The organism is Streptomyces sp. LS1784 (assembly GCF_020103755.1).
In the GTDB taxonomy this organism is placed as follows: domain Bacteria; phylum Actinomycetota; class Actinomycetes; order Streptomycetales; family Streptomycetaceae; genus Kitasatospora.
In genome coordinates this window covers 1-2,089 of sequence record NZ_JAHSQD010000917.1, presented here as the reverse complement: position 1 = coordinate 2,089, position 2,089 = coordinate 1, and the positions used below count along the sequence as shown (strand labels likewise).

The 2,089-nt window shown below is 72.9% G+C and carries 1 protein-coding gene and 1 pseudogene; both read right to left on the bottom strand.

The window, feature by feature from the left end:
- Positions 1-166: 166 nt before the first annotated feature.
- Complete coding sequence (argF, locus tag KS423_RS44210; RefSeq protein ID WP_224285323.1) at positions 167-1,168, bottom strand: ornithine carbamoyltransferase; 1,002 nt, start codon at positions 1,166-1,168, stop codon at positions 167-169.
- Positions 1,169-1,293: 125 nt separating this feature from the next.
- A pseudogene (locus tag KS423_RS44205) lies at positions 1,294-2,089 on the bottom strand (polynucleotide kinase-phosphatase); the annotation flags it as partial.

Sequence of the window (2,089 nt, the reverse complement as noted above, 5' to 3'; positions counted from 1 at the left end):
GGCCCGCTCGCTGGTGCTGCACGCGGGCACCCCGGCCGGCCCGCACGCGGCGGGCGACCGGGTGGCCTGCGTCAAGCTGGACGGCTGAGGCCGGGCCACCCGAAAAGCCGTCCGCGACCCCCGGGGATCGTCCGCCCCCGGGGGCCGTCCGGAGTCCTCGGGCCGGTCAGGAGCCGAGGGTGGCGACCAGCACCGCCTTGATGGTGTGCAGCCGGTTCTCGGCCTGGTCGAACACGACGGAGTGCGCCGACTCGAACAGCTCGTCGGTGCACTCCAGCTCGGCCATGCCGGTCGCCTCGTACATCTGCCGCCCGACCACCGTGCCGAGGTCGTGGAAGGCGGGCAGGCAGTGCAGGAACTTCACGTCCGGGTTGCCGGTGGCCCGGACGGTGTCCATGGAGACCTGGTACGGCGCGAGCAGCTCGATCCGCTCGGCCCAGACCTCCTTGGGCTCGCCCATCGAGACCCAGACGTCGGTGTAGAGGAAGTCGGCGCCGACCACGCCTTCGGCCACGTCCTCGGTCAGGGTGATCCGGGCGCCGGTCGTCTCGGCCAGGGCCTGCGCCGACTTCTGCACCTCCGCGGTCGGCCAGAGCGCGCGCGGGGCGACGATCCGGATGTCCATGCCGAGCAGGGCGCCGGTGACCAGCAGCGAGTTGCCCATGTTGGAGCGGGCGTCGCCGAGGTAGGCGAGGGCGACGTCGGGGAGCGGCTTGACGGTGTGCTCGGTGATGGTGAGCACGTCGGCCAGCATCTGGGTGGGGTGCCACTCGTCGGTCAGGCCGTTCCAGACCGGGACGCCGGAGTACTCGGCGAGCTCCTCGACGACCTCCTGGCCGTGGCCGCGGTACTCGATGCCGTCGAACATCCGGCCGAGCACTCGGGCGGTGTCCTTGATCGACTCCTTGTGGCCGATCTGCGAACCCGCGGGGTCCAGGTAGGTGGTGGTGGCGCCCTGGTCGTGGGCGGCGACCTCGAAGGCGCAACGGGTGCGGGTGGAGGTCTTCTCGAAGATCAGCGCGATGTTCTTGCCGCGCAGCCGGGGCTGCTCGGTGCCCGCGTACTTCGCCGCCTTGAGACCGGCGGCGAGGTCCACCAGGAAGCGGAACTCCTGGGGCGTGAAGTCGAGCTCCTTGAGGAAGTGCCTGTTCCGGAGGTTGAAGGCCATGCCGGGCTCCTGGGGTGACGGGACTGCGGGAAAGCGGCAAGTCTATACGATACTCGGAATTTCTATACAGAGGCAGGGTGGAGGAAGGGAGCCCACGGGGCAACTCCCCTCCTCCGGCGCCACCGTCACAGCCGAGGATCGACCGGCTCCGACTCCAGCGCGAGCACCGCGAAGACCGGCTCGTGCACCCGCCACAGCGGCTCCCCCGCCGCCAGCCGGTCCAGCGCCTCCAGGCCCAGCGCGTACTCGCGCAGCGCCAGCGAGCGCTTGTGGCCCAGCGCGCGCAGCCGCAGCCGGTCGAGGTGCTCGGTGTAGTCCGGGCCGTAGACGATCCGCAGGTACTCCCGGCCGCGCACCTTCACCCCGGGCTGCACCAGACCGCCCGGCCGGCCCTCGCCACGCACCGTGCGCGCCGGCGAAACCAGCGGCTTGACCACCATTCCCTCGCCGCCCGCCGCGGTCAGCTCCTCCCACCAGGCGGTGGCGGCGGCCATCGAGGCCTCGTCCTCGGTGTCCACCAGGATCCGCCGGGTGCGGTGCAGCACCGGCTCCTTCCGGCGCTCCGGGCTTCCCGGGCCGCCGGTCGCGTCGGCGGTGGCGGTCGCGTCGGCGGTGACGTTGGTCGCGGCGGTGGCGTTGGTCGCGGCGGTGGCGGCAGCGGTGTCGGCGGCCACCAGGCGGTCGATCAGGTCCAGGTGCTCGTCGTGCGGGCGCACCGCGAGGTTCACCCCCTCGGCCGCGAGCAGCTGGAACGGCGCGAGCCGGATGCCCGACAGGCCCTCGGTCGGCCAGCAGTAGCGCCGGTACGCCTCGGTGAACGCCCGTGCGTCGGCCGCGCGCCGGCGCTGGCGGGCGGTCAGGTGGGCGAGGTCCAGGCCGCGCCCGGCCGCCCGCTCCAGCGCGGACAGCACCTCCGGCAGG

Bases quoted from the DNA above. Each gene is read 5' to 3' on its own strand.
- argF (WP_224285323.1), bottom strand. From the start codon at position 1,168: ATGGCCTTCAACCTCCGGAACAGGCACTTCCTCAAGGAGCTCGACTTC.